Here is a 25,378-nt window from a genome sequence, read left to right as displayed (position 1 = left end):
AATAAGATATGAATAAGTGCTTCTCAAAATAATTCCAGGGACTCCACAGCCTTTAAACATAAACTATTGAAATAGAGTTTATTCGTAAATTTATTAGGTTAACCATTAAATCATAGGAGTTATGAAAACAAGATTATTGATACTAACCGGAATCTTTTTTATGAGTCTGGCTACAAGTGCTGTTGCACAGAATGAGAAGGAGAAAAACTCTATTGGAGAGGAAGTTTATGAGGAGTATGAGGCGAATGGCATCGATGCGGCCCTGGCCCATTATGAAAAATTAAAAAAAGAGGAAAAGGAAAATTACAATTGGGATGAGTGGGAATTGAATGCCATAGGCTATAAGCTTATGGAAGAAAAGGATATGGACGCGGCAAAGAAGATTTTCAAATATAATATGAAAGAGTATCCTGATGCAGCCAATCCCAATGACTCTTACGCCGATTACCTCATCGAGAAAGGAGAAACAGAAGAGGCTAAAAAGTATCTGAAAAAATCTATTGAAATAGCTCAAAACAGTTCTAACGAAGACGAAAAAACCAGAATTCTTGCCGGCTCTAAAGCTAAACTTTCAAAACTGGAAAACAAACACCGCAAACTGGACTTCTTAGCCGGGGAATGGACTATGGAACAAACCGGATATCGCGATGGTAATGCTATAGATGTTCCGCCTAGCTCTCATAGTATCAATTACTTGCCCGGTGAAACTGTATTGCGCATCAAACATACAAATGCTCAAAACAATCCCTGTTGTGAGCGAATAATAGCCTATGATGCTTTAGAAGACAGGTATGAAATGGCCTATATAAATGCTACTGACCCCTCCGGGATTGAGATTTCGAACTTAGCAATTAAAGATCTTTCTGGAAACCAGATCGAAATGATGGAAGAATATCTTCAGGATAATGTAAAAAGGATGGCACGGCATGAAATAACACGTACCGATAAAGATAACATTCAATGGAATGTATTTGTTCAAAAGGAAAACAGCCAGGAATGGGAAAAAGCATCCGAAATGAAATTTAAACGTAAAGCATAATCCAAAAATATTGAAAGAATAAAAAGAGAAGCCCGGAGCTTCTCTTTTTTATTTATAATTAGGCCAAAATTAAAATTTCAAATTATGCCAAAACCGTTCGTAATACTATCTTTGCTGCCTGAAAAAACTATTCGATGAAGATTTCATATAACTGGTTAAAGCAATTTATTAAACTCCCTGAAAACCCTGTGGAAACAGGAGAATTACTTACGGATCTTGGTCTTGAGGTAGAAGGTATTCAGGAATTTCAGAGTGTAAAAGGCGGATTACAGGGAATCGTAGTAGGACATGTGCTTAGCTGCGAGGACCATCCAAATGCTGATAAGTTAAAACTGACCAATGTAGATCTCGGCAATGGTGAGCAGGTACAGATCGTTTGTGGTGCACCCAATGTAGCCGCCGGTCAGAAAGTGCCGGTTGCAACAATTGGCACTACGCTTTACGACGATAAAGGGGAAGCCTGGCCAATTAAGAAAGGTAAAATTCGTGGGGAAGCCAGTTTCGGAATGATCTGTTCTGAAAAAGAGCTTGGCATAAGCGACGATCATGAAGGGATAATGGTGATGAAAGACGATCTCATTCCGGGAAAACCTGTTGCAGAAATCTTTGAGGTTGAAAATGATCAGGTTTTTGAAATAGGATTAACCCCAAACCGAGCTGACGCTATGAGCCACTGTGGCGTAGCACGTGACCTCAAAGCCGGTTATCAGCAACAAGGAAAATCCCTTGAACTTATCACCCCTTCGGTGAGTAGTTTTCATGTTGATAGCCGAAGTCTAAAAATCCCCATTAAAGTTGAAGATTCGAATCTTGCACCAAGATATTGCGGTGTTACAATTTCAGATATTAAGGTGGAAGCCTCTCCGGGATGGCTCCAAAACAGATTAAAAGCCATTGGAATTACTCCTAAGAATAACATAGTAGACGCCACCAATTACGTAATGCACGAATTGGGTCAGCCTTTACACGCTTTTGATGCGGGAAAAATAGCCGGAAATCAGATCAATGTAAAAACCCTGCCTTCAGGCACAAAATTCACCACTTTAGACGAAGTGGAACGCGAACTTCACGAGGAAGACCTTATGATCTGTGATGCTGAAAAACCACTTTGTATCGCGGGAGTTTTTGGAGGAATTACAAGCGGAGTTACACAAAACACCACCAAAGTTTTTTTAGAAAGTGCTTACTTCAATCCTGTTAGCATCAGAAAAACCGCTAAACGTCACGGGTTGAGTACTGATGCCTCGTTCAGGTTTGAGCGTGGGATTGACATCAATTCCGTAGAATATTCATTAAAAAGAGCTGCGCTTCTAATTACTGAGATTGCGGGCGGAGAAATTACCAGCGATATTGATGACCTTTATTTCAAGAAAATTGAAGATTTTCAGGTTTTCTTAACCTTCGACAAGGTCAATAAGCTCATTGGAGAAAACCTGGAAGAAGAAACCATAAAATCTATTTTAGCGAGCCTAGAAATTCGCGTAAATAATGTTACCGAAACAGGAATGGGACTAACCATTCCCTCTTACCGTGTAGATGTTAAACGAGAAGCCGATGTGATCGAAGAGATCTTAAGGGTTTATGGTTATAACAATATCAAGTTCAGCGATAAGTTAAATGCTTCTGTAGCTATTTCTTCAAAATTTGAAAATTACAAGTTGGAAAGCCTTATTTCCAATCAATTGATGGGACAGGGTTTTTTCGAGAGCATGGCTAATTCGCTAACTACTCCGGCATATACCAAGCTAAGCGAACAGATAAAGGATGAATATAATGTAGAGATGCTGAATCCTTTAAGTCAGGATCTTTCAGTAATGCGACAATCTATGTTGTTCTCTGCTCTTGAAGCGGCGAGTTATAATATTAACCGAAAGCGAAGTAACCTGAAGTTATTTGAATTCGGGAAAACCTATCATAGTTACGTAAGCGGAAGAACAGAGATCAAACATCTGGCTTTAACGCTTACCGGAAACAAACAAGCCGAAAGCTGGAACAGCACACCCGGAAACGGAAATTTCTTTTATCTAAAAGGAGTGATCCAGGCCATACTGGAGCGCCTTGGAGTAAGTGAGTCCAAAACCGGAGCGGCAAAGAACGACTTGTTTTCAGAAGGACTTGCCATAAGCTCTAAAAAAGCAAAACTTGTAGAATTCGGAGTGGTTAAAAAAACTGTATTAAAAAACTTTGATATTCAACAGGAAGTACTTTTTGCCGATTTCAACTGGGAAGCTGTAGTGGAAGAAGCTGTAAGCCAAAGAAAAAAATTCAGTCCTATTCCAAAATATCCTGCTGTTAGGCGTGATTTTGCTTTGCTGCTTGACGAGAAGATCACTTATGCAGAGATTGAAGAAATCGCGCTGCAAACCGGTAAGAAAATGCTTAAGGATGTGAACCTTTTTGATGTTTACCAAGGCAGTAACCTACCTGAAGGCAAAAAAAGCTATGCTGTAAGCTTTTTATTCCAGGACGAGAATAAAACTTTAACAGATAAACAGGTAGACAAGATGATGAGCAAGCTTCAGCAAAGATTTGAAAGTGAATTAAAAGCTGAATTGCGATAAATTAATTCCAATTATACCAATAAAAAATCCGTGATCTCAAAAGGATAGATCACGGATTTTTCTTTTTCAGGAAATCACAGATTAAGGAAATTTCTTGAAAATTTCATCTACATAATTTCTAATATCGCGCTCCAACCGGCGTGTTCCAATTTCATTTTGAGAAGTAGCCCGCCAGATGATCTCCTTGTTCCTTCGATTAATAAAATCTATAACTATGTTTCTTTCCCTGTAAGGTTCCTGCTTTACACTATTTCCGCTTAAGCGTTGAATGGTATAGTAATCTTCATACACATAATCTTCAACATAAGGCCCGATATAAAGTCCGGGGCGGTAATAACTATAATTGGTATAAATTGGGTTCGCATTTACATCGGCTTTTTCGTCAAACATAGTATGCACATAGATAAGCACGTCGGGTTGACTTTTATCCACGACATAGCCTTCGTCTTTCATATTTGCGTTAATGGTAGAAACGATCACCTCATTAACACGGTCATTGTCATAAGTCCGGCTCATTATAGTATCATTATTCGGTAAAAAAGCATAGGAATTATAATTTCTAAGTGTTTTAGCCTCCTCAGTAAGTTTAACCCCTGAACCACAGGAGGCAAGCAATATTCCTACTAATCCAAAAGTAATTACAAGCTTTATTTTCTTCATATCGTTTATTTTTTATTGAAATTAGGCTTTCTTTTATAACAAAAAAAGTTCTGATTAATTTTTCGCATTTCATTAACAACAAAAAGCGACCAGGGTCCTGATCGCTTTTTGAAGGAATAATTACAACTGCCTATTTACCCGGGAGTACTACGGTATCAATTACATGAATAACTCCATTTTTTTGATTTAGATCGGCTGTGGTTACTGTCGCCACATTCCCGGCAGCATCTTGTAACTTAACCTTTTCATCTTCAATCATTGCAGTAATCCAACCGCCGTTTACAGTTTCGAATTTAGCTTTTCCGTTACCTTCATTTATAGCAGCAATAATTTTATCGGCGCTATGATTTCCTGCAATTACGTGGTAAGTTAAAACCCCTTGTAATTGCTCTTTGTTTTCCGGTTTCAACAAGGTTTCCACTGTTCCGGCCGGCAATTTTTTGAAAGCAGCATTTGTGGGTGCAAATACAGTAAAGGGCCCGTCTCCCTGCAAAGTTTCCACTAAATCCGCAGCTTTCAACGCAGCTACCAATGTAGTGTGATCCTGTGATTCAGAAGCTTTCTCGACAATTGTCTTACTATTCATTCCAGAACCGTTTGAAGTTTGAGCAAAGGAAGCTGTGCCCATCATTAGGAAAAAAATTCCCATTAATTTTAAATTTTTCATTTTCAAAGTTTTAGTTATTAATAATAAGATAGACTGAATACGATCATTCTAACTTTTTGTCTAATTTATATTGTTTTTACTTAAACAAAATACTAAAAAGTTCTAATTGGGATAGCTTTAACATCCTGATAAAAAGTGCATTATAAAAAATTGCGGAATTCCCTATAAATATTTAATTTAGGGCCCTTGCTAATGAAAAAGATTATGAAGCTGATTATTCCCCGTACTAACATTGAAGTTCAATTACGAAGAACAAGAAATAAGCGAATTGCCGAAGAGGCCATTATTGCCCATGTCCAGGAGATTTTGAAAAGAGAGGATGATAAGGAAAAACTAATTCGAAAAACCTTAAATGAAGGAAGTGGAGAAGCTTCCAACAATTTTAATTTCGACCTATTAGAAGGCGGCCGGATCTACCATATTTCAGACATAGAAAAAATTTGCATTGATTACCGGCTTCGGTTTTTAGACAGTAGATTTTTCAAGGCTGAAATTCCTGTAGAAGCTATTTCAGAAATAAAGAAATTGGAAAAACAGCATAAAACCAGCCTGAAAGGATTCAAAATCATTGCGCCTTCAAAACTTCTAAAACTGGATAATGCCGATGACCCTTTGCTTTTCGCACCCATGGGCAATGATTATTTCTACCTTATTCATAAATGGGGAAATGACCTGCATCCTTTGCGCAAACTTTTAATGTGGCCTTTTAAATACATAGAAAACTATGCTCTTGTACTTTTAATGTGTAGTTTTCTACTGGCATTTTTAGTTCCAGAAGGACTATTTGCACCACAATACACCACTTCACAATTCTTTATTATATTCTTTTTTGTATTTAAATGGATTGCCGGACTATCAATTTTTTACGGAGTGAAATTCGGTAAAAACTTTAATTCTGCTATCTGGCAAAGCCGCTATTACAATGCTTAGAACGTTAAACTCTGTATAAAAGCCCGTGCTGTAAGCCGTGGAATTTGTAATTTGGTTAGTAACAAAAACCAATCAATCATGAGTACTGAAGAGAGTTACGAACGGGTCTATACAGGATCTGAAACCAATGTACAATATTTGCAGGAAATCTTTGATAAGTCTGGTATTTCATCCAGAGTCCGAAATGATTTTGACTCCGGCCTTAGAGCAGGATTCGGGGGTGGCCTTCCTGGCCAGGTGCAGCTTTTTGTGATCAAAAGCCATTATGACGAAGCCTTAAAAATTGCAAAATCAACCTTCCCGAAAGATTACACCGATGACGAATAATGAACAACAACCTGCCAAACGAAATATCTGGAATTTAATTCTTGGGATCGCCTTTACCGGCTACGGTTCCTATAGATTATACTATCATCTAAACAGTACAGAAACCGACACTTTCGGTCTTATCCTTGCCATCGCTTTTGTGGGATTGGGGATTTATGACCTGTATAAATATTTTGCTGTAAAATAAAATTAAAAAGGCCGGTAATTCCGGCCTTTTCTATTTTAAACTAAATGGCTACCAACTAATTACAGCACTGGCCCAGGTAAAACCACTTCCGAAAGCCGCAAGCACCACTACATCTTCATCTTTGATCTTTCCTTTTTCCCAGGCTTCGGTTAAAGCGATTGGGATTGAAGCAGCTGTAGTATTCCCGTATTTCTGAATATTATTATAGATCTGATCATCGTTAAGCTTGAATTTCTGCTGAATGAACTGAGAAATACGCAGGTTCGCCTGATGAGGAATAAGCATATCGATATCTTTTACTTCTAACCCATTTGCTTTAAGGCCTTCCATAATTACTTCAGAAAAACGCTGCACGGCGTGCTTGAATACAAACTGACCGTTCATATATGGATAATAAGGAATATCGTCTCCCTGGGGATTTTCAGCAATAATTTCAGGAACCCAATGCATAGTGCTTGGCCCCTTTAGGGAAAGTTCCAAGGCGTGCTTTCCTTCAGAATGTAAATGCGTAGAGAGAATTCCTTCCCCAATATGATCGCTGCGAGTAAGTACAGCCGCACCGGCCCCATCTCCAAAGATTACAGAAACCGAGCGTCCCCGGTTAGTAAAATCAAGTCCTCCGCTATGGTTCTCACTGCCTATTACCAGAACATTTTTATACATTCCTGTTTTAATAAACTGATCTGCCACTGAGATTGCGTATACAAAACCGCTACACTGATTTCTAACATCTAAGGCAGGACAGGTATTAATATCGAGCATCTCCTGCACCTGTACTCCACTACCGGGGAAATAATAATCGGGGCTTAGCGTAGCAAACACTATAAGGTCAATATCATCTTTAGAAATATCTGCTCTTTCTATGGCAATTTTGGCAGCTTTAACTCCCATGGTGGCAGTAGAATTACCGTCGCCTTTTTTAATGTGTCGGCGTTCTTTAATTCCGGTGCGTTCCTGGATCCATTCATCACTGGTATCCATAAGTTTGGCAAGATCATCGTTGGTGACCACATTCTCCGGAACGTAACTTCCCACCCCGGCTATCTTGGATTGAAACATAATTAAAACTTTAGTATATTTAGAATTGCAAATTCTTAATTTAAGAATTTCATAAAAATTGAATCAGCAAGATAACAAAGATTAACATTAATTATATATCTGCCGGTTTATTTTATTAATTCAAAAAAACATACCTGATGAAAAAATTTACTTTAAGTATTTTAAGTTTTTTTCTTATTCTGGGAAGTATCTATGCCCAGGAGAATCTTACCTACCAAAAACCACCCCAGGAGATCCTCGAGTTGGTAGATGTACCATTGGCGCCAACCACTATTGTAGATAGTGAAGGAGAAAAAATGGTGTTTTTATACCGTGATCAATACAAATCTATCGCCGAACTAAGTGAGGAGGAACTTAGACTGGCAGGTTTGCGAATTAACCCGGTAACCAATATCAGCAGTCGCGCAACCTACTATAACAATATTGAAATGCAGGCGATTGATGGGGACGAACCTACACCCATAACGGGATTGCCAGAAAATCCCCGTTTAAGCAATTTTAGTTGGTCTCCGGATGAAACAAAAATGGCTTTTACACACACATCAGATACCGGTGTTGCCCTATGGGTTGTAGATTTTGAAACTACTGAAGCCCGAGAACTTACTCCAGCCAAACTAAATGCCAATATGGGCAATACCATCAACTGGTTTAAAGATAACTCGGCGATTCTTGTAAAAATGCTGCCGGAAGACCGTAAGGAATTAATTGACACTGAAACTTCTATTCCAACCGGCCCTACAGTTTCAGTAAGTGACGGGAAAGAAGCTCAAAATCGCACCTATCAGGATCTTCTTAAAAATCCTAATGATGAATATAATTTTGAGCAATTGGCCCATGCGGAACTTGTAAAAGTTTCTCTCGACGGCACCACCTCAAATTGGAAGGAATCTGATATGTACAGTAGTATTTCTTTTTCTCCCGATGGAAATTATGTAATGGTTACTACCATTGACAGGCCTTTCTCATATTTGGTTCCTTATTACCGTTTTCCTTCAGTAAGTACCGTGTATGATATAAATGGTCAAAAAATAAATACTGTAAATCAAGTGCCCCTTATTGAAGATTTGCCCAAAGGTTTTATGGCAACACAAAAAGGAAAAAGAAACTTCCAATGGCGGCATGATGCACCTGCTACTTTAATTTATGTTAAGGCTCTGGATGAGGGAGATCCTGAAGTTGAAGTATCTCATCGCGATGAAGTCTTTCAATTGGACGCTCCCTTCAGCGGTGATGGTAAATCACTTATAAAAACAATAGACAGATATGCCGGTATTACCTGGGGAAATGATAATACAGCAATAATAGAAGATCGATGGTGGAACACAAGAAACACCAGAACATATGTTTTTGATCCTTCTGATGCTACAAAGGAACCAAAAGTGCTTTTCGACCGCAATTATCAGGATATCTACAGCGACCCGGGTAATTTTGTTACTACCGATAATGAATTTGGAGAATCAGTGCTTGAGCTTAAAAACAATAACACGTTCTTGCTGGGTAACGGCTTTACTGAAGATGGACAATTTCCTTTTGTTGATAAACTGGATCTGGAAAATGGTGAAACAGAGCGTCTTTATCAGTCAAACTACAATGACAAAAAAGAAAGCCTTGTGAAAGCTTTGGACATGGAGGAAGGAGAACTTCTGGTGAGAATAGAATCATCAACAGAATATCCAAATTACTACCTGAGAGATATTTATGAAGAGGAAGAGCTTACTCAAATCACCTCTTTCGAAAATCCATTTAAAAGTCTGGAAGAAGTAAGTAAAGAGGTAATTACTTATGAACGTGAAGATGGCCTGACATTAACCGGAACTCTTTATTTACCAGCCGATTTCGATAAGGAAAATCCTGAAAAATTGCCTTTAATTATATGGGCATATCCCCGCGAATACAAAGACAAGAATTCGGCTTCGCAAAATACTTCAAATCCGAATGATTTTACATACCCTTATTACGGCTCCCCTATTTATTGGGTTAACCGGGGATATGCGGTTCTAGATGACGCTGCTTTCCCTATTGTGGGTGAAGGTGAAGATCAACCTAACGACACCTTTAAAGAGCAACTTGTGGCGAATGCCAAAGCTGCTATTGATGCTGTAGATGAAATGGGATATATAGACAGAGACCGGGTAGCAGTAGGTGGCCACAGTTATGGTGCTTTTATGACGGCTAATTTACTGAGCCATTCCGATCTGTTTGCTGCAGGAATTGCCCGTAGTGGTGCTTATAATCGTACCCTTACCCCTTTCGGTTTTCAGAGCGAAGAGAGAAATTACTGGGAAGCCCCGGAAGTTTACAATACCATGTCGCCCTTTATGAATTCTGAAAAAATGAAGACTCCTCTCCTATTAATTCACGGTGAAGCCGATAACAATTCGGGTACCTATCCAATGCAAAGTGAGCGTTATTTTAATGCCCTTAAAGGATTGGGAGCTACTGCAAGATTAGTGATGTTACCTAAAGAAAGCCATGGCTATAGCGCCAAAGAATCTGTTTTACATGTGTTATGGGAACAGGACCAATGGCTGGAAAAATATGTTAAGAATAAAGACAAAAACACAGTCAAAAATGAGTCTGAAGTTTTGAATGATTAATTCTGAATTGAAAGGTAAGCCGCGAATTTGTCAGAATAGACAAATTCGCGGCTTTTTTTATTCATTTATTCATTTATTCAAAAAAAAAGCCTGGCCACCTTACGGCGACCAGGCTTTTTACAACCTAACCAATAAATAAACCTAAAATTATGACAGATAATCACGAAAGTTATTAATCTTCACTTCTGCTTTCAAATCATGAAGCAGATTATACAAACCAAAGAACGTGCGGTTGATATAAAGGAAATGTTTACTTCCCCGGTTGCCGTTCATTTTTCTCAATTCGGTATCCTTACTGTATTTTTCACTAAGATCGGTAATGGAGTTCCAGAAGCTTCCATCAGCAAAATCAAAAGTTTCTGCATGAAACGGACTGGTGAAAAGATTCAGCATTTGATAGAATAATTCTGAAAAATATTCAATTTCCCTTGGCGAATCATCTTCTCTGAGTATCTCTAACTCGAATAATTTAGAGTTAAAAAAATCAGGATCATTGATATTTTCTTTTTTAGCCAGTTCAAAATATGGCACATAGAAATCTTCAGGGACCTGTTTGATGCAACCAAAATCTATAGCGATAAGGTTAGAGTCTTCATCTATCAGGAAATTACCCGGATGAGGATCAGCATGAACAGCTTTTAAGCCGTGCATCTGGTACATATAAAAATCCCATAGCGCCTGCCCTACTTTATTAGCTTCAGACTGATCTTCATTCGCTTTTGCCCACTCACTTAGATGAACCCCTGGCATCCAGTCCATCGTAATGATGCGTTCGCTGGAAAGCTCCTCGTAATATTTGGGAAATTTCAGATTTGGAATATGTGCACAGGCTTCAGAAATTTCTTTGCTTTGCTGAACCTCCAGCAAATAATCGGTTTCTTCCAGCAGCTTGCCTTCTACTTCCTTGAAATATTTCTCAGAATCTTTCCCCTGAAGGTTGAACATCCTGGTCGCGATGGGTTTAACCATCGCGAGATCGGAACTAATACTTTCTGCCACGCCGGGATATTGAATTTTCACAGCAAGTTTTTTCCCATCTTTTTCGGCGCGGTGAACCTGGCCAATACTGGCGGCGTTCACGCTCTGGCTGGTAAAAGCATCATAGAGTTCTTCAGGATATTTTCCGTTGTATTTTTTAAAGGTCTTTCTTACTAATGGCGCTGAAAGCGGTGGCACGCTAAACTGTGCAAGACTGAATTTCTCGACATAGGCGCCCGGCAACAAACTCTTTTCCATTGAAAGCATTTGAGCAACTTTCAGGGCACTTCCTTTCAGGCTTTTTAAACCATCGTATATATCATCGGCATTGCTTTGATCTAACTCGTCACGGGTAAGTTCAGAATTGAAGGCTTTTTTTCCGTAATATTTGAGGTAGTTACCGCCAACCTTCACGCCGGTGGTTACCATTTTTGAAGTTCGGCCCAGTTTACCTGTGGGTATTTTATCTATTGTTTTCATTTACTATATTTCTTAATCGAAATTGGGGAATAAGGCATAGACTTAAAATCACGCCCCTGTATCTTGCCATTTTCGGGTCCAGCAGCATGCTGGTTTCATCTAGGCCATTTTTTCTTTCCAAAGGAATTTTCCAAAATCGATAACACGTTCCAAAGGAGTGTTGTCGAACACATCAAAAACAGTATTTACTGATTTTTCAATGGCCACATCGGTACTTTCAAATTTAGCTGAGTTATCGTCCATCCAGAAATTCAGCAAAAACATCAGTTGAATCCAGGCGGCTTCAGAAAAAATTGCTTCCGATTGTTTTAAGACCTTTAAGTTTTTTGTTTCGTTTTCCTCTTTTATTATTTCCTGCGCGAAGTTCTTAACCCGCTTTCTAAGTCCTTTAAGTTGCTCCAGGTTTTTAAGCTTACTCTCATACTGTTTCAAACTTAGAAGCACGTAACTCCTATTGGCTGAAAGCATTTCAAAAAAGGTGTAATAAAAGCTAAGCATCTTCTCTCTATTGGTGAAATCAGAAAATTCAGGACTTGACTTCAATACCTTATCGGTATGATCAAAAAACTGCTCCCAGATACCTTTTTGGAGACTCTCAAAACTTCCGAAGAAATTATAAAAATCTTCTTCCTTCAGTTTATTTTCTTTACAAAATTTGTAGACGCTTCTAGGCGATTCTTCATTCTCGAGAACATAATCCATATAAAGCGCGATAAGCTTTTCACGGCTTAGACTCTTTTTAGTAGTTGTATTTTTCTTTGGTGTACTCATAGCATTATTTCTTTTTCAAAGATAATTCTTGTTTAACTTTATATCTATAAAATTAAACAAAATCTTTGTTAAATATTTTATAGTGATTTTTTCCAGCTATCCTTTAGACGAAAAACAAAGGTTTGAATTACAATGCGCTGTCAGTTTGTCAGCGGAAGCTTCGTGGTATTTTTTTTGACTAGTGAAGATCAAACGAAGATTAATTTAAATTTTAAGCATATATGGCAACCGGAAACATTAATGTATCTGTTGAGAATATTTTTCCGCTGATAAAGAAATTCCTTTACAGCGACCACGAGATCTTTCTGCGGGAACTTATCTCCAACGCGACTGACGCAACCCTGAAACTAAAACATCTCACCGATATTGGGGAAGCTGGCGGCGTAGAATATGATAACCCGAAGATCGAGGTAAAGATCGATAAGGAAAACAATACCCTGCATGTTATAGACCAGGGCATTGGGATGACAAAAGAGGAAGTTGAAAAGTATATTAACGAAGTAGCTTTCTCCGGAGCCGAGGAGTTCCTTGAAAAATATAAAGATTCTGCTAAAGACAGTGGAATTATCGGCCATTTCGGGCTTGGTTTTTACTCTGCTTTTATGGTAGCTAATAAAGTGGAGATTCTCACTAAATCATACAAAGATGAGCCTGCTGCTCACTGGGTGTGTAAAGGAACTACTGAATTCACTCTGGAAGAAGCCGATAAAAAAGACCGTGGTACAGAGATCATCCTTCACATAAATGAAGATGATAAAGAGTTTTTAGAGGAAGCTCGAATTCGTGAGTTACTCACCAAGTACAACAAATTTATGCCGATCCCGATTAAATTCGGGACCAGGGAAGAAAGCTTACCTCTGCCGGAAGATGCTCCGGAAGACGCAAAACCTGAAACCAAAACTGTTGATGATATCATCAACAACCCTAATCCGGCATGGACAAAGCAACCTACTGAACTGGAAGACAAAGATTATAAAGAGTTTTATCGAGAGCTCTATCCTATGCAGTTCGAGGAACCACTTTTCCATATTCACCTTAACGTAGATTATCCTTTTAATCTAACCGGAATTCTTTATTTCCCAAAATTAACCGGGAATATGGACATCCAACGTGACAAGATCCAGTTGTATCAAAACCAGGTTTTCGTCACCGATAATGTTGAAGGTATCGTTCCTGAATTTTTAACCATGCTTCGTGGGGTGATCGATTCTCCGGATATTCCGTTGAACGTTTCCCGTTCTTATCTGCAGGCTGATAGTAATGTTAAGAAAATTGCCAGCTATATATCCAGAAAAGTTGCTGATAAGCTAAAATCACTTTTCAATAATAACCGGGAGGATTTCGAAAAGAAATGGAACGATATTAAAATCGTGATAGAGTACGGAATGCTTTCTGAAGATAAATTTTTCAAAAAATCTCAGGATTTTGCACTTTATCCTACGGTAGACGGTAAGTATTACACTTACGCTGAGCTGGAAGAGAAAATTAAGGATAATCAAACCGATAAAGACGGTAATATGGTGATCCTTTATGCTTCCAACGAGGATGCGCAGCACAGTTATGTCGAAGCTGCTAAGGCCAAAGGTTACGAAGTTTTATTGCTGGATTCCCCAATAATCTCTCACTTGCTTCAGAAACTGGAAAGCGAAAAAGAAAAGATCTCATTCGCACGTGTTGATGCCGATCATGTAGACAACCTTATTAAGAAAGAAGATGATAAGATCTCAAAACTTTCAGATGAGGAAAAGGAAAAGCTAAAAACCGATTTTGAAACCGTGGTTCCAAAAGAAAAATATACCGTTCAACTTGAAGCCATGGACAGCGATGCTGCTCCCCTAATAATTACCCAGCCGGAATTCATGAGAAGGATGAAAGAGATGCAGCAAACCGGTGGCGGTGGAATGTTTGGAATGGGAAATATGCCGGAGATGTATAATCTGGTGGTAAACACCAACCATCCACTTATCTCAGAAATCCTGAATACCAAGACAGCTAAAAAACAGGAAAGGTTGATCAAACAATCTTTAGATTTAGCAAAATTGTCTCAAAATCTACTTAAAGGAGAAGAATTAACTGCTTTTATAAAACGTAGTTTTGATATGGTTAAATAGTAAATATCCAGGTTATTAAAGAAAAAGGGCGGTCTTCGGATAGCCCTTTTTTTATAGGGCAAAATTGAATCTAGGGTTGAAGTTCGTTAATTTTATCCACATGTAAATTTCTAAAAACAATCTGGTAGAACTGCTGCACATCGTAGGGTTTAACAATAATATCATTCATCCCGGCCGTAAAGATCTTATTTCTTATTTCTTCTATTTCTACTGCGGTTAGAGCTACCACCGGTACCGTTTTATCAAATTCACGGATTCTTCGGGTAGCTTCAAGCCCACTAATACCTGGCATATTAACATCCATGAGTACTAGATTATAGGTGTTATTCTTTATTTTTTCAATTGCTTCTTCCCCACTGGCGGCAACCTCACAGCTAAAGCTTTTCTTTTCAAGAATTCGCTGTGTAACAACCTGGTTAATCCTATTATCATCCACTATAAGTACAGTTTTGTTCCCTGGCGAAGGCTCAGGAAGGAGATCAGGACTAAAAGTCTCGATATTTTGGGAGGAAGCTTTATCAAAAAGGATCTCAAAACTAAATACAGAGCCTTTCCCCTCTTCGCTTACTAAATGAATCTGTGACCCAAACAGTTCAAGTAATTTCTTGACAATAGGTAAACCAAGGCCGGTACCCTGGTAATTATAATTATCACTCTTTAACTGAGAAAATTCTTCAAAAATCACATTCTGTTTGTTTTCCGGAATTCCAATTCCGTTATCCTTCACTTCAAAATATACTTTCGCTTTACTCTCCTTAAATTCCCTCCAACGTGCGGTAATGTAGATATCTCCTCTTTCTGTGAATTTCATCGCATTCCCTACCAGGTTCATCAGGATTTGAGATAATCTTACAGGATCGCCTTTCATGGTGGAAGGGATTTTATCATCAATTTCAAGATGAATCTTATTGTGATTTTGGAGTCGGGTGAATTCGAAGCTATTCACAATACTCAGCATTAACTCTTCCAAATTAAAATTAATGTCCTCAAGGGAAACCAGGTTCGATTCCATTTTATTCATCTGAAGCACATCATTGATAAGGGCCAGGAGATAATCTGCCGAAAATTTTAGAGATTTAAGATCGTTATGGTGCTTTTCCAGTCCTTTTTCCTCTAGCAATAAAGAAGTAATTCCTACCACTCCATAGAGCGGGGTTCTCAGTTCGTGGCTTACCGTAGAAAAAAACCGGGTCTTTAGCAACGAAAGTCTTTCGGCATTTTCCTTAGCTTCCTGAAGTTGCCGGTTTCTTGTTCGAAGCTCATAAATAAGCCTTTTTCTATCTTGATTGATCTTATTAAGAATTAAAAGAATCAACATTAATACAAATGAAGAGATTACCATGACCATAACCTTCTCATTTGATTTACTGATGATCTGCTCCTGAAAAATCTGCTCTTTTTTGGCCAGTTCCAGGTTCTTCTGGTATTCACTCACATCGAACCTGGCATTTGCAGCCTCTACCTGCTCCAGTTTTTCTTTTTCGAAAAGAAGGTCGTTGAACTCATTATGTTTCGCAAGATGCAAATAAGCATCCTCATATCGCCCTTCCTCAAAAAGTAACTCGGCATATTCTTTGGCAATTTCTGATGCCGGCAAGTATAAAGAATCCTGTTCAGCGAGAGAAAAAGCTTCAACTAAATAAACCTCAGCTGAATCCGGTTTGGCAGTTGCCCGGTGATATCGGCCAAGTAACATATAAAGTTGCGATCGCACATAATTATCTTCAGTATCTTTTAATATCGTGACAGATTCTTCCAGGTAAGGAAAAGCTGAATATGGCTTTTTTTGATCCAGATAGGTCCAAGCAATATTAATTTTTGGCGCCAGACTTTCCCGTTGCATATCTGTCTCTCCTGCCAATTGGATGACTTTCTTATACATTTCTATCCCCCGGTCCACTGTTTTGGGATTTTCTGAATATATATTTCCAAGGTTATTATAGGCCCAAAGAATTAAAGTATCATTTTCGGTTTTTTGAGCGAAATCCAGGGCGTATTCATAATTTTTCTTTGCCCGAATCGTATCATCAAGCTCAGTATAAGCAAAGCCCAGAAAATTATGCGCATGATAATGGTGATAATCACTACCAAATTCTTTTGATGCCTCTATAAGTTTTAAGGCTTCATCAATACCTTCGTGGTAATTGTATTTATTAAATAAGCCCGCTGTTTTGTTAAGAAGTTTTTCGAGGCTGTCCCTGGTCATCTCATGATTTTCCTGGGAACTGGACATAAATATTCCGGTTCCAAAAAATACAAGAAAAAGAAAGGTTTTTCTCAAAATAAGTAGGCGTTGATTGATCTTTTTAGGCCTGGGAAATTTAAGGTTATTTTGGGAAACTTCCAATAAAATTGTTAAATCTTACTTAATTCCTATTAATTTTCCCTTCTGCCGCTTAGATTTATCTTTCATCGAAAATTCTATGATTTATCCCTGGCATCTATACGCAATGGCCATAATGTACGTTCTGGCAGGTATTATTCATTTCCTAAAACCAAAAATGTACATGCGGATAATGCCGCGCTACCTCCCTCAACACCGGTTACTTGTTTACCTGAGCGGTTTAGTAGAAATAACTCTGGGAATTGGTCTTGCATTTCCTGAAACAAAAAACCTCTCCATTTACGGAATAATACTGATGCTGATAATTTTCCTGAGCGTTCATTTTTATATGTTAAGCTCTGAAAAAGCTGGCGCAGGAATCCCAAAATGGGCCTTATGGCTAAGAATTCCGTTACAATTTTTTCTAATATGGTGGGCCTGGTTTTACCTTAAATTTTAAGAATGAAAATTGAAACTTTTGATTTAAAGGACGCACAGCTGAGGTACATCCCTGAGTTCTTTATTTCAGAGGAGGCAGATTTTATTTTAGAGCGATTACAGCAGGTTATACCCTGGAAACAGGACAGGATCAAACTTTTCGGAAAAGAACATATGCAACCCCGTTTAAGTGCCTTTTTTGCTGAACCCGATATAAATTACTCTTACTCCGGCTTAAAGCTGAAACCCGAATATTTCCCAGAAATTATTTTAAAAATAAAAAATAGAGTTGAAAGTTTCTCTGGCTTTGAGTTCAATTCATGTCTGGCAAATTTGTACCGGGACGGGCAGGATAGCATGGGGTGGCATTCTGATGATGAAAGGGAACTGGGAAGAAATCCAGTGATCGCTTCAGTAAGTTTTGGTGCCGAGAGAATCTTTCACCTAAAGCACAAAACCGATAAAAACCTCAAAGAAAAGATACTCCTGAAACATGGCAGCCTTTTAATAATGGAGGACGGTATGCAGCACAATTGGAAACATCAATTACCGAAAACCAAAAAAATCATTGGACCAAGAATAAATCTAACCTTCAGGACAATATATTAAAAAAGGCCGCCAATTGGCAGCCTTTTTTTTCAGAAGTTACTATCGATAGACTTCGTTTAAGACTTTGGCAAGGCGAACGCCACCTTTTTGCAATTGCTCCCTCACTTTAGGAAACCACTTGTACATATATTCGTAGCCTAGTTTTTCTCCAATTTCTACAGAATCATATAAAACATTTGCCATTTCGCGCGATTCATACATCCAGTCATGAAGGCTTCCGGCTTCCATTTCCTGTAATTCTGCCAGGCTTAATTCTTTGCGGTTTTCGGTTAACTCGGAATAGCTCATCTGGTAAGAATCTATCATTTGGCTGTCCCAAACACGGTGGATATTGCTACCTTCATTATACCATCTCACCTGAATATCATTACCTCCTTTATCGGCACTGCGCCCTACGTGGAAAGGCTGATGCAGGTCTCCCATAAAATGAACCAGCATCTTCAGGTAAAACTGTTTATCTTCCCGGGAGGCTTTTTCATCCTTCAAAACTTCTATACTCTTTTCTATAGCCTGAATTAGATCGCCTCCTTTATTGGCTTTTTCTCTGTCATATTTTTCATCCTGCGGATCTATATTTACATAATGCCAGGGACCGTATTTTCGGTAGTCTGGATCGCTTTTAATATCATCGGCATAATTGGCTACAAATGCGAGACTTTGATCATCTAAAAGTTCTGCAATAGCTTTTTGGGCCTTTTTACTCAAATGTTTTTGAGCTATTTCTCCTGTGGTTCGATGTCCGGTTTTTCCCCAGTCATTTCCGGCAAAGCTAATGCTGGTATAAAATATAGCGAATAAAACTAAAATTGAATTCTTCATGAAATAATTGATTTTGCGCAAAGATAAGCAAGCCTGGAAAATAAATTTGTTAATTCCACATTACTATTTGAATTTAAAAACATATATTTATGATATCAAATTAATATCAACTAACTCAATCCAATTATGACTCTTGAAAAAGACCTTAAACCCTCCAACGGCTATATCATGCTGTTTGTTTTCTTTTTTTTATTCTTCGGAAGCATTATAGCCTTTACAATTCTTGAAAATGCCTGGTTTTTCGCAATTATTTTTATCTCCTTATTTATTCTTCCCGGGCTAATCTTGGTTAACCCAAATGGTTCCAGGGTGCTTCTTTTATTTGGTGACTATAAAGGCACCGTAAAAAAAAACGGACTCTTTTGGGTGAATCCTTTTTACACCAAAAAGAAGGTATCCCTACGGGCCCGTAATTTTGACAGTGAACGATTAAAAGTTAACGACAAGCTAGGTAACCCGGTAATGATTAGCACAATTCTGGTCTGGCGGGTACGTAACACCTATAAAGCTTCTTTCGATGTTGATAATTTTGAAAACTTTGTGGTAGTTCAAACTGATGCTGCCGTAAGAAAACTTGCCAGCCTCTACCCTTATGATAATTTTGCAGATGAAGGCCTGGATGAAGATATCACTTTGCGTTCAAGTGTTAATGAAGTAAGTGAGGCCCTGGAACAAGAACTGGAAGAACGCCTGGAAATCGCCGGGATTGAAGTTCTGGAAGCAAGAATTGGTTATCTGGCCTACGCCAACGAAATTGCCAGTGCGATGCTGAAGCGCCAACAAGCTACCGCCATTGTTGCTGCAAGACATAAAATTGTGGAAGGCGCAGTGAGCATGGTAGAAATGGCCCTGGATCAATTAAGCGAAAAAGGTGTGGTTGATCTTGATGCAGAAAGACGAGCAGCTATGGTAAGCAATTTGATGGTAGTCCTTTGCAGCGATAAAGATGCGGCCCCAATTGTAAACGCAGGAACATTAAATCATTAAAATGAGAATATTTGAGGAAAGGCAGTCTTTTAGACAATGGTGGTTATTTCTCATTCTGGGAGTAGTTATTCTGGTTATTTCTATCCAGCTATTTCGGAAGCAGGCAATATTTTCAGAACAGGAAAAAATTATGCTGATATTCTTTGCGCTGGTTCCGGGAATTTTAGTGAGTCTTTTAATTTTCTCAATGAGCCTAAACACGCGTATAGATTCCACTGGAATAAAGGTAAAGTGGAAGCCACTCAGTTTTTTTAAAAAACAGTATTCCTGGAATGAAATTAGCCAGGTTTACGTGAGAACCTATGCTCCAATAAGAGAATACGGCGGGTGGGGCCTAAGAGGTTTCGGCGTAAATAAAGCTTGGAATGTCTCCGGAAATTCCGGAATACAAATTAAGACCAAATCGGGGAAAAAATTTCTTATTGGCACCCGCGAACCCGAACAGGCAAAGCAAGTGCTCACCCGATATTCCAATAATCAAAAAAGTTAAAAATGAAAAAGATTCTGCTTATTTTCTTATTAATCCCAATTGAGTTTTACTCCCAGGAATCGGCTTTTCAGGAAGAAGAACTTAATATAAATCAATTTATTGATGGGACCCTAACTCAACCTAATTCTATAAACAATTCACCGCTTGTAATCTTCATTCAGGGATCGGGGCCTACCGACCGCAACGGAAATCAATCCATGATGAAAAGTGATTTTGCCAAAAAGATAGCTCACCAACTGGCGGATGAGGGGATTGCAAGCTTCAGATTTGATAAGCGGATCTTTAAAATGAACAAACTCAAGATCAAAGAGGAAGACCTGCGTTTTGAAGATTTTGTTGAGGATGTGGAGGCTATCATGAGTTATTTCAAGGGAAAGGAAAATTTCAGCAAGATCATTCTCGCAGGGCATAGTGAAGGTTCTTTATTAGGAATACTCGCAGCCGATCAGGGAGCCGATGCTTTAATCTCTCTAGCTGGAGCAGGCCGAAGCATAGATAATATCGTTGTAGATCAAATAGGAAAACAGGCTCCCGGACTTCAGCAGAATACGAGGGAATCATTTGATGAGTTGATGGAGAAAGGCAGCACCAGCAACTACAATCCGGCGCTGGGATCGATTTTCCGGCCCAGCGTGCAGCCGTATATGGTCTCCTGGATAAAGTATGATCCTGCTGAAGAAATTGCTGAACTTGAAATTCCCGTCCTTATAGTTCAGGGTACGGCCGATATTCAGGTACAAACTTCAGAGGCAGAAATTTTACACGAGGCTCTTCCCAATTCAGAATTAAAGATAATCCCGGACATGAATCACGTTTTCAGAGAAATTAAAGGGAATGATGCTTTGGTTAATACCAAATCATACAATGAACCTAACCGGCCGCTTCATCCCGATCTGATTCCAATTCTGGTGGAGTTCGTGAAAAATATTGAAAAGTAGTATGGGTAATAAAAAAGCATTCGCGCTAAGGGTAGATGAAGAGATGTTGAAAGCCATTGAAAAATGGGCCGCTGATGAGTTTAGAAGCACCAACGGCCAAATTGAATGGATGCTGAATAAAAGTTTAAAAGAAGCCAAAAGACATCCCAAAAACAAGAAATAGAATTTTATCCCGGATAGTCAAGATCACAAAAAAATTATATAAGCAACAATTTAATGCAGTACAAGATTATATTTTCAGATATAGACGGCACCTTACTTAATAATGAACGAGCGCTTTCCCCCGCCACAATTGAAACCTTAAAACACATAAAAGAGAAATTACCGGTAGTGCTTATCTCAGCAAGAATGCCGGCAGCCATGCGGCATCTCCAGCAGGATCTCGAGATTGAAGATCAACCAATTATAAGTTATAACGGCGGACTTATCCTGGTAAATGGAAAAACAGTGAGCTCCACGGAGATTCCTTTTGACATCCTGTCAGCGCTTTCGGGTTTCAATAAAGAAATCAATTGTCACCTCAGCCTCTATCATAACGACGAATGGTATGTACCTCAGCGTGATCGCTGGGCCGCCAGGGAAGAAAACAATACCCGGATTTCCCCGGAAATAAAATCTAATGCGGCGGTTCTCGAAAAATGGAATGCCGAAAATAAAAGTGCACATAAGATTATGGCAATGGGCACGGAAGCAGAGATCGATGCTATTAGAGATTTTCTGCAACAAGAATTTCCGGATAAATTGCACTTGTATCGCTCCAAGCCCACTTACCTGGAAATAGCGAATAGGGAGATCTCAAAATTTTCGGCTATTCAATTTCTCTTAGATAATCATTTCAACTTTGAGCCTAAGGATTGCATCGCTTTTGGAGATAATTACAATGATGTTGAGATGATAAAAGGTGTAGGTATGGGCGTTGCAGTTGCGAATGCACGAAAAGAAGTACTGGAAGTGGCCAATGTGGTGACTAATGCGGGAATTGATGATGGCGTGGCTAATTCCCTAAAGGAGATTTTCAAGCTTTAAAACCTTTAGCTTCCTGTTAATTGAAAATTCAGCAATTTATTAGAAAATGCTGCCTAAGGTTTTAAGAATAGTTTAAGAAAAATTGTATTTTGGCGGCCCTATATCAATTATTCTTATGGAAAACGCCCTTTTTACCAATGATGCAATAGTCTTTGGACTTTTAATGATAGCCCTGGGATTTGTTTTTTACACTTCCTCCCAAAAAGAAGGTTTCTGGAAAAAATTCTATTCGGTGGTACCTGCGCTGTTAATGTGCTATTTACTACCTGCCATTTTCAACTCTCTGGGGCTTATAGACGAACAATCTTCTCAGCTTTATTTTGTTGCGAGCCGTTACCTCTTACCGGCAGCCCTTGTCCTTATGACTTTGAGTATTGACTTGAAAGCCATATTCAACCTTGGACCCAAGGCGCTTATTATGTTTTTCTCCGGAACCATAGGAATTATAATAGGAGGGCCCCTGGCTATTCTGCTTATTTCAACTTTTTCCCCGGAAACCGTTGGAGGAGTTGGTCCTGATGCGATCTGGAGAGGACTCTCTACAATTGCAGGAAGCTGGATTGGTGGAGGTGCAAACCAGGCTGCCATGCTGGAGATCTACGAATATAACCCAGATCTGTACGGGGGAATGGTATTGGTAGATATCGTAGTAGCTAATCTTTTAATGGCCGGCCTTCTAATGGGAATTGGCAAAACTGACAAAATAGACCGCTGGTTGAAAGCTGATAACTCGGCTATAGAAGAACTTAAAAACAGGGTTTCCAATTATGCAGCCAGTGTCACCAGGATTCCTGCTTTACCAGACTATATGATCATGCTTGCCCTGGCTTTTGGAGCTGTAGGAATAGCTCATTTTGGAGCCGATGAAATTTCAGCTTATCTATCGGCTAATTTTGAAGTGTTTTCCGATAAAAAAAGTGCGCTCTCTTCATTTTCATCTAGCTTTTTCTGGATGATCACCATCGCTACTGCTATTGGAATAGGTTTCTCCTTCACTCGTCTTAAAAGTTATGAAGGTGCCGGCGCGAGTAAACTGGGAAGTATCTTCATTTACATTCTCGTGGCAACCATAGGGATGAAAATGGACCTGACCATGGTTTTTGAAAATCCGGGACTTATAGGTATTGGTTTAGTGTGGATGTCAATTCATGTGATTATACTCTTCCTAACAGCAAAAATCATAAAAGCTCCCTACTTCTTCCTTGCAGTTGGAAGCCAGGCGAATGTAGGAGGTGCGGCATCCGCACCGGTGGTAGCGGCCGCCTTCCACCCTTCACTTGCAACGGTAGGAGTTCTGCTTGCTGTATTTGGATATGTGGTGGGAACCTATGGAGCTATCCTAACCACCATTTTAATGCAAATCGCGGCCGGTAGTTAGTTTTAAATCAAAATTTATAAGATATTTGCGCTCCTAAATCCTAAACTAAAAATGAAAAAATTAAGCCTTCTTTTATTGATCCTTGTGATTTCGGCTTGTTCAACAAAGGAAAGTAACCTGGTGGTAAAAGCTAACATCAAAGGCCTGAAAAAAGGAACTGTTTACCTCCAAAAGATAGAGGACACACTTATGGTTAATTTGGATTCCGTACAGGTGAAGGGGAATTCAGAATTTACCCTGGAAACCTATATAGAAAGTCCTCAGATGATGTATCTCTACCTGGATAAAGTAGATAATTCTGAATTCGATGATCGGCTTGATTTCTTTGCCGATAAAGGAGAAGTTACGATTACAACCAGTTTGGAAAAATTTGAGGAGGATGCAAAAATTGTTGGATCCCGGAATCAGGAAAAGCTTGTGGAATATCGCAAGATCCAGAAAAGATTCAACGATAGTAATTTGGACCTTATTAAGGAGAGTTTTGAAGCTGAGAGAGAGGGAGATGAAGATCTCTTAATGGAAATTGACGAGAAATATGAAAACCTGCTTAGGCGCAGATATCTCTATACAGTAAATTACGCCATTACCAATAAGGATCTGGAGATTGCGCCATACTTAGCACTTTCAGAAGTATTTGACGCCAATATCAAATACCTGGACACTATATACACTTCTCTTGATAAAAAGGTACAAAAATCCTTCTACGGAAAAGAATTAAAGAGCTTTCTCGAGGAAAGGCGGGAACAGGAAAAAATGGAAGATGAAATAGCCCAGGAAAATACCGAAATCGAACAGGAATAGAATTTAAAACATCATTACTTCAAACCTCCCCTTGCCGGGAGGTTTTTATTTTTCTACAAGGGAGTCAACAGTATCTATTCTCCACATTAGTTTTATTGATTTTTCTTGCATTTTCCCAAAAAAACTTGATACTTGTCAGGACTTTAAATCAAACTGTAGTAAAAGATCAACAAAACCAGAATCTACATGCAAAATCCTGCTTTAAAAAATCGATGGCTTATTGCTTTATCAGCCATCGGGATCCATCTATCAATCGGTGCTGCCTATGCCTATAGTGTATATACCATTCCTCTAACAGAAACCATGGGCTGGACGGTTTCATCAGTCACTTTAGCTTTCACTTTTATGATGGTGCTCGGTGGAGGTTCAGCAGCCTTATTCGGAAAATTTGTAGAAAGAAGTGGCCCAAGGAAGTCGGCCATGCTGGCTGCTATTTTATTTGGACTGGGACAGGCAGGTTCGGGACTTTCAGTCGCTTTAGAATCCCTTCCACTTTTCCTTCTGACATATGGGATCTTAAGTGGTTTCGGGTTAGGAATTGGTTATATTGCTCCGGTTTCCACCCTGGTAAAATGGTTCCCTGATCGCCGCGGCCTCGCAACAGGAATGGCCGTCTTAGGTTTTGGGGCAGGAGCTTTAATAACAGCTCCGGTTGCCGCCTATTTGATGGAAACTTTCAGTATTTCCCTTACTTTCTATATTCTTGGATTCAGCTATTTTCTACTGATGACCCTCGCCGCTCTATATATTGCTCCACCCCCAAAAGGCTGGTTGCCACAGGGCATGAAAGATGCGGTCAAAGCTGGTACCAGGAAGATTAAAATTGACCTGACACAATCCAGTGGAAAGGAAGCTGTTAACAGCAAACATTTCTGGATGCTCTGGACTATGATGTTAATTAATACCAGTGCCGGGATCATGATGATCTCAGTAGCTTCCCCAATGGCACAACAAGTAGTGGGATTATCGGCAGGGGCTGCCGCCGCCATGGTTGGATTGATGGGAATTTTTAATGGAGCAGGTCGAATTGGATGGGCAACAGCTTCAGATTATATTTCAAGACCGGTGGTTTTTATTAGCTTTTTCATTATTCAGTTGGTAACTTTCCTTACCCTGCCAATAATAACAAGTGTAATTGTTTTTCAGGTGCTTATTTTTCTTGTTGTGAGCTGTTACGGAGGCGGATTTTCAAATCTTCCGGC

The 25,378-nt window shown here is 39.1% G+C and carries 24 protein-coding genes; 17 read left to right on the top strand and 7 right to left on the bottom strand.

The genetic code is table 11. From position 1 onward, the window contains the following. Positions 1-121 precede the first annotated feature (121 nt). Both ACESK1_RS05650 and pheT read left to right on the top strand, forming a co-directional pair. Positions 122-1,039, top strand: coding sequence for a tetratricopeptide repeat protein (locus ACESK1_RS05650; protein ID WP_372918788.1), 918 nt, complete (start codon positions 122-124; stop codon positions 1,037-1,039). Between the two features lie 134 nt (positions 1,040-1,173). Next, complete coding sequence (gene pheT, locus ACESK1_RS05645; protein WP_372918786.1) at positions 1,174-3,600, top strand: phenylalanine--tRNA ligase subunit beta; 2,427 nt, start codon at positions 1,174-1,176, stop codon at positions 3,598-3,600. A gap of 81 nt (positions 3,601-3,681) precedes the next feature. Here the strand turns inward: pheT and ACESK1_RS05640 are convergent, their stop codons facing one another. Together ACESK1_RS05640 and ACESK1_RS05635 are read right to left on the bottom strand one after the other, a co-directional pair. Continuing rightward, positions 3,682-4,260 (bottom strand): DUF4136 domain-containing protein, encoded by a 579-nt coding sequence (locus tag ACESK1_RS05640; protein ID WP_372918784.1) that lies wholly within the window; start codon positions 4,258-4,260, stop codon positions 3,682-3,684. Between the two features lie 130 nt (positions 4,261-4,390). After that, positions 4,391-4,927 (bottom strand): fasciclin domain-containing protein, encoded by a 537-nt coding sequence (locus ACESK1_RS05635; RefSeq protein WP_372918782.1) that lies wholly within the window; start codon positions 4,925-4,927, stop codon positions 4,391-4,393. Between the two features lie 204 nt (positions 4,928-5,131). Here ACESK1_RS05635 and ACESK1_RS05630 point away from each other — a divergent pair, with 204 nt between their 5' ends. The 3 genes from ACESK1_RS05630 (at position 5,132) to ACESK1_RS05620 (ending at position 6,371) form a co-directional block, all read left to right on the top strand. Beyond that, a complete protein-coding gene (locus tag ACESK1_RS05630; RefSeq protein WP_372918780.1) occupies positions 5,132-5,857 on the top strand; it encodes a hypothetical protein in 726 nt (241 codons plus the stop codon). Between the two features lie 78 nt (positions 5,858-5,935). After that, complete coding sequence (locus tag ACESK1_RS05625; protein WP_372918778.1) at positions 5,936-6,184, top strand: putative signal transducing protein; 249 nt, start codon at positions 5,936-5,938, stop codon at positions 6,182-6,184. Continuing rightward, positions 6,174-6,371, top strand: coding sequence for a hypothetical protein (locus ACESK1_RS05620; protein WP_372918777.1), 198 nt, complete (start codon positions 6,174-6,176; stop codon positions 6,369-6,371). The genes ACESK1_RS05625 and ACESK1_RS05620 overlap by 11 nt, the downstream gene beginning before the upstream one ends. A 48-nt stretch (positions 6,372-6,419) precedes the next feature. On the opposite strand, the gene ACESK1_RS05615 is transcribed toward ACESK1_RS05620, so the two are convergent. Continuing rightward, positions 6,420-7,430, bottom strand: a complete 1,011-nt coding sequence (locus ACESK1_RS05615) for a 3-oxoacyl-ACP synthase III family protein (RefSeq protein WP_372918775.1) — start codon at positions 7,428-7,430, stop codon at positions 6,420-6,422. A gap of 137 nt (positions 7,431-7,567) precedes the next feature. Here ACESK1_RS05615 and ACESK1_RS05610 point away from each other — a divergent pair, with 137 nt between their 5' ends. Next, positions 7,568-10,027, top strand: coding sequence for a prolyl oligopeptidase family serine peptidase (locus ACESK1_RS05610; RefSeq protein ID WP_372918772.1), 2,460 nt, complete (start codon positions 7,568-7,570; stop codon positions 10,025-10,027). A gap of 147 nt (positions 10,028-10,174) precedes the next feature. Here the strand turns inward: ACESK1_RS05610 and ACESK1_RS05605 are convergent, their stop codons facing one another. Both ACESK1_RS05605 and ACESK1_RS05600 read right to left on the bottom strand, forming a co-directional pair. Next, the gene (locus tag ACESK1_RS05605) at positions 10,175-11,485 is read right to left on the bottom strand and encodes an ABC1 kinase family protein (RefSeq protein ID WP_372918770.1); all 1,311 of its coding nucleotides are present in this window, start codon (positions 11,483-11,485) and stop codon (positions 10,175-10,177) included. A 99-nt stretch (positions 11,486-11,584) separates the two neighbouring features. Further along, entirely contained in the window at positions 11,585-12,256 is a 672-nt protein-coding gene (locus ACESK1_RS05600) for a TetR family transcriptional regulator C-terminal domain-containing protein (RefSeq protein WP_372918768.1), read from the bottom strand. A gap of 221 nt (positions 12,257-12,477) precedes the next feature. Between ACESK1_RS05600 and htpG the strand changes: the two genes are divergently transcribed. After that, entirely contained in the window at positions 12,478-14,367 is a 1,890-nt protein-coding gene (htpG, locus tag ACESK1_RS05595; RefSeq protein ID WP_372918766.1) for a molecular chaperone HtpG, read from the top strand. Positions 14,368-14,437: 70 nt separating this feature from the next. On the opposite strand, the gene ACESK1_RS05590 is transcribed toward htpG, so the two are convergent. Beyond that, positions 14,438-16,600: a response regulator gene (locus ACESK1_RS05590; protein WP_372918764.1), complete on the bottom strand. Its 2,163-nt coding sequence runs from the start codon at positions 16,598-16,600 to the stop codon at positions 14,438-14,440. 190 nt (positions 16,601-16,790) lie between these two features. On the opposite strand from ACESK1_RS05590, the gene ACESK1_RS05585 reads away from it, so the two are divergent. Next, positions 16,791-17,150 carry a hypothetical protein gene (locus tag ACESK1_RS05585; protein WP_372918761.1) on the top strand — a complete coding sequence of 120 codons (360 nt, stop codon included), beginning with the start codon at positions 16,791-16,793 and terminating at the stop codon, positions 17,148-17,150. A 2-nt stretch (positions 17,151-17,152) separates the two neighbouring features. Then, positions 17,153-17,737 carry an alpha-ketoglutarate-dependent dioxygenase AlkB gene (locus tag ACESK1_RS05580; protein ID WP_372918759.1) on the top strand — a complete coding sequence of 195 codons (585 nt, stop codon included), beginning with the start codon at positions 17,153-17,155 and terminating at the stop codon, positions 17,735-17,737. 39 nt (positions 17,738-17,776) lie between these two features. Here the strand turns inward: ACESK1_RS05580 and ACESK1_RS05575 are convergent, their stop codons facing one another. Next, positions 17,777-18,556 (bottom strand): S1/P1 nuclease, encoded by a 780-nt coding sequence (locus ACESK1_RS05575; protein ID WP_372918757.1) that lies wholly within the window; start codon positions 18,554-18,556, stop codon positions 17,777-17,779. Between the two features lie 126 nt (positions 18,557-18,682). On the opposite strand from ACESK1_RS05575, the gene ACESK1_RS05570 reads away from it, so the two are divergent. The 8 genes from ACESK1_RS05570 to ACESK1_RS05535 form a co-directional block, all read left to right on the top strand. Beyond that, a complete protein-coding gene (locus ACESK1_RS05570; protein WP_372918755.1) occupies positions 18,683-19,543 on the top strand; it encodes an SPFH domain-containing protein in 861 nt (286 codons plus the stop codon). Between the two features lies 1 nt (position 19,544). Continuing rightward, positions 19,545-20,033, top strand: a complete 489-nt coding sequence (locus ACESK1_RS05565; protein WP_372918752.1) for a hypothetical protein — start codon at positions 19,545-19,547, stop codon at positions 20,031-20,033. A 2-nt stretch (positions 20,034-20,035) separates the two neighbouring features. Further along, positions 20,036-20,971 carry an alpha/beta hydrolase family protein gene (locus ACESK1_RS05560; protein ID WP_372918750.1) on the top strand — a complete coding sequence of 312 codons (936 nt, stop codon included), beginning with the start codon at positions 20,036-20,038 and terminating at the stop codon, positions 20,969-20,971. 1 nt (position 20,972) lies between these two features. Then, entirely contained in the window at positions 20,973-21,134 is a 162-nt protein-coding gene (locus ACESK1_RS05555; protein ID WP_093405921.1) for an Arc family DNA binding domain-containing protein, read from the top strand. Positions 21,135-21,187: 53 nt separating this feature from the next. Continuing rightward, the gene (locus ACESK1_RS05550; protein ID WP_372918748.1) at positions 21,188-21,997 is read left to right on the top strand and encodes a Cof-type HAD-IIB family hydrolase; all 810 of its coding nucleotides are present in this window, start codon (positions 21,188-21,190) and stop codon (positions 21,995-21,997) included. Between the two features lie 115 nt (positions 21,998-22,112). Continuing rightward, complete coding sequence (locus ACESK1_RS05545; RefSeq protein WP_372918746.1) at positions 22,113-23,375, top strand: DUF819 domain-containing protein; 1,263 nt, start codon at positions 22,113-22,115, stop codon at positions 23,373-23,375. Positions 23,376-23,426: 51 nt separating this feature from the next. Beyond that, positions 23,427-24,176 carry a DUF4369 domain-containing protein gene (locus tag ACESK1_RS05540; protein ID WP_372918744.1) on the top strand — a complete coding sequence of 250 codons (750 nt, stop codon included), beginning with the start codon at positions 23,427-23,429 and terminating at the stop codon, positions 24,174-24,176. Between the two features lie 186 nt (positions 24,177-24,362). Next, positions 24,363-25,378 (top strand): OFA family MFS transporter (locus ACESK1_RS05535; protein WP_372918742.1); only part of this gene is annotated, 1,016 nt, incomplete at its 3' end.

This window comes from Salegentibacter sp., assembly GCF_041642575.1.
Classification (GTDB): Bacteria; Bacteroidota; Bacteroidia; order Flavobacteriales; family Flavobacteriaceae; genus Salegentibacter.
The sequence above is the reverse complement of the archived record's forward strand: the minus strand, read 5'-3'. Positions and strand labels throughout refer to the sequence as shown.

Bases quoted from the DNA above. Each gene is read 5' to 3' on its own strand.
- ACESK1_RS05650 (WP_372918788.1), top strand. From the start codon at position 122: ATGAAAACAAGATTATTGATACTAACCGGAATCTTTTTTATGAGTCTG.
- pheT (WP_372918786.1), top strand. From the start codon at position 1,174: ATGAAGATTTCATATAACTGGTTAAAGCAATTTATTAAACTCCCTGAA.
- ACESK1_RS05640 (WP_372918784.1), bottom strand. From the start codon at position 4,260: ATGAAGAAAATAAAGCTTGTAATTACTTTTGGATTAGTAGGAATATTG.
- ACESK1_RS05635 (WP_372918782.1), bottom strand. From the start codon at position 4,927: ATGAAAAATTTAAAATTAATGGGAATTTTTTTCCTAATGATGGGCACA.
- ACESK1_RS05630 (WP_372918780.1), top strand. From the start codon at position 5,132: ATGAAGCTGATTATTCCCCGTACTAACATTGAAGTTCAATTACGAAGA.
- ACESK1_RS05625 (WP_372918778.1), top strand. From the start codon at position 5,936: ATGAGTACTGAAGAGAGTTACGAACGGGTCTATACAGGATCTGAAACC.
- ACESK1_RS05620 (WP_372918777.1), top strand. From the start codon at position 6,174: ATGACGAATAATGAACAACAACCTGCCAAACGAAATATCTGGAATTTA.
- ACESK1_RS05615 (WP_372918775.1), bottom strand. From the start codon at position 7,430: ATGTTTCAATCCAAGATAGCCGGGGTGGGAAGTTACGTTCCGGAGAAT.
- ACESK1_RS05610 (WP_372918772.1), top strand. From the start codon at position 7,568: ATGAAAAAATTTACTTTAAGTATTTTAAGTTTTTTTCTTATTCTGGGA.
- ACESK1_RS05605 (WP_372918770.1), bottom strand. From the start codon at position 11,485: ATGAAAACAATAGATAAAATACCCACAGGTAAACTGGGCCGAACTTCA.
- ACESK1_RS05600 (WP_372918768.1), bottom strand. From the start codon at position 12,256: ATGAGTACACCAAAGAAAAATACAACTACTAAAAAGAGTCTAAGCCGT.
- htpG (WP_372918766.1), top strand. From the start codon at position 12,478: ATGGCAACCGGAAACATTAATGTATCTGTTGAGAATATTTTTCCGCTG.
- ACESK1_RS05590 (WP_372918764.1), bottom strand. From the start codon at position 16,600: ATGTCCAGTTCCCAGGAAAATCATGAGATGACCAGGGACAGCCTCGAA.
- ACESK1_RS05585 (WP_372918761.1), top strand. From the start codon at position 16,791: ATGATTTATCCCTGGCATCTATACGCAATGGCCATAATGTACGTTCTG.
- ACESK1_RS05580 (WP_372918759.1), top strand. From the start codon at position 17,153: ATGAAAATTGAAACTTTTGATTTAAAGGACGCACAGCTGAGGTACATC.
- ACESK1_RS05575 (WP_372918757.1), bottom strand. From the start codon at position 18,556: ATGAAGAATTCAATTTTAGTTTTATTCGCTATATTTTATACCAGCATT.
- ACESK1_RS05570 (WP_372918755.1), top strand. From the start codon at position 18,683: ATGACTCTTGAAAAAGACCTTAAACCCTCCAACGGCTATATCATGCTG.
- ACESK1_RS05565 (WP_372918752.1), top strand. From the start codon at position 19,545: ATGAGAATATTTGAGGAAAGGCAGTCTTTTAGACAATGGTGGTTATTT.
- ACESK1_RS05560 (WP_372918750.1), top strand. From the start codon at position 20,036: ATGAAAAAGATTCTGCTTATTTTCTTATTAATCCCAATTGAGTTTTAC.
- ACESK1_RS05555 (WP_093405921.1), top strand. From the start codon at position 20,973: ATGGGTAATAAAAAAGCATTCGCGCTAAGGGTAGATGAAGAGATGTTG.
- ACESK1_RS05550 (WP_372918748.1), top strand. From the start codon at position 21,188: ATGCAGTACAAGATTATATTTTCAGATATAGACGGCACCTTACTTAAT.
- ACESK1_RS05545 (WP_372918746.1), top strand. From the start codon at position 22,113: ATGGAAAACGCCCTTTTTACCAATGATGCAATAGTCTTTGGACTTTTA.
- ACESK1_RS05540 (WP_372918744.1), top strand. From the start codon at position 23,427: ATGAAAAAATTAAGCCTTCTTTTATTGATCCTTGTGATTTCGGCTTGT.